This window comes from Actinotalea ferrariae (assembly GCF_019733465.1).
GTDB lineage: Bacteria > Actinomycetota > Actinomycetes > Actinomycetales > Cellulomonadaceae > Actinotalea > Actinotalea ferrariae_A.
This window is the reverse complement of the sequence record NZ_JACVQL010000281.1, coordinates 1-1268: the sequence shown is the minus strand read 5'-3', so window position 1 is coordinate 1268 and position 1268 is coordinate 1. Positions and strand designations below refer to the sequence as shown.

General features: G+C 69.8%; 1 protein-coding gene. It reads left to right on the top strand.

Annotated features, from left to right (window positions below; translation table 11 throughout):
* Window positions 1–65: 65 nt before the first annotated feature.
* Window positions 66–1228, top strand: a protein-coding gene (locus ICW40_RS17870) for an IS3 family transposase (RefSeq protein ID WP_308121898.1) whose coding sequence is annotated in 2 segments (ribosomal slippage) — window positions 66–327 and window positions 327–1228 — 1164 coding nt in all. Because the reading frame shifts where the segments join, the coding sequence is not laid out codon by codon here.
* The last annotated feature ends 40 nt before the right edge of the window (window positions 1229–1268 follow it).

Genomic DNA, 1268 nt, shown 5'->3' with positions numbered 1-1268 from the left:
GGGACTGCTGCAGGGCTGGTTGACACTCCATCTGTGGGACGAGGTCCCGCTGGAAGGATGTCGCTGTGCCCAAGAAGTTCCCTCCCGAGTTCAAGCGTGACGTCGTGCGGGTCGCCCGTCGCGGTGATCTGAGCCATGCCGAGGTCGCCGCTGACTTCGACATCTCGGTGGAGTCGGTGCGGCGCTGGGTGCGCCAGGCCGACATCGACGACGGTGTCGTGGACGGCAAGACCAGCAGCGAGCAGAACGAGCTCGTGCAACTGCGCCGGGAGAAGCGCCGACTCGAGCAGGAGAACGAGATCCTGCGCCGCGCGGCCGCCTACTTCGCCGCCGGATCGCTCCCAAAATGAGCTACCCGCTGGTCCGTGACCTGGCCGCCGAGGGCATCCCGGTGCGGTTGACCTGCGGGGTGCTGGGCCACTCCAGGCAGGCGTACTACGCCTGGCTGGCCGACCCGATCGGCGATCGTGAGCTGGAGGACGCCTACCTGACCAACGCCCTGATCGACGCCCACGGTGACGACCCGGAGTTCGGCTACCGGTTCCTGGCCGACGAGCTCGAGCGCGCCGGCCACGAGGTCGGCGAGCGGCGGGTCTGGCGGCTGTGCTCCCAGCAGCGGCTGTGGTCGACCACGGTCCGCAAGGGGCGTCGCGGGGCCGGGAAGTCCCCGGGGCCCGCCGTCCACGACGACCACGTCCAGCGCAACTTCACCGCCGCCGAGCCCGACCAGGTCTGGGTCACCGACATCACCGAGCACCCCACCGCCGAGGGCACGCTCTACTGCTGCGCGATCAAGGACCTGTTCAGCAACCGGATCGTCGGCTACGCGATCGACGAGCGGATGACCGCCCAGCTCGCCGTCACCGCGCTGCGCACCGCCGTCGCCCGGCGTCAGCCGACCGGCGTCGTCGTGGTGCACTCGGACCGGGGCTCTCAGTTCCGAGCGCGCAGCTTCCGTGCGGTCCTGACCGCCGCCGGCCTACAGGGCTCCATGGGTCGCGTCGCCTCCGCGGGGGACAACGCGGCCATGGAGTCCTGGCACGCGCTACTGCAGAAGAACGTCCTCGACCGTCGCCGCTGGGTCACCCGTGACCAGCTGCACGACGCGATCGTCTTCTGGATCGAACGGACCTACAACCGCCGCCGGCGTCAGCGCGCCCTCGGCAGACTCACCCCGGTCGAGTTCGAGCTCGCCTTCACCGCCCAGAACGCCGCCCTCGCGGCATGATCACCACTCACCCAGTGTCAACCGACCTTGCAGCAGTCCC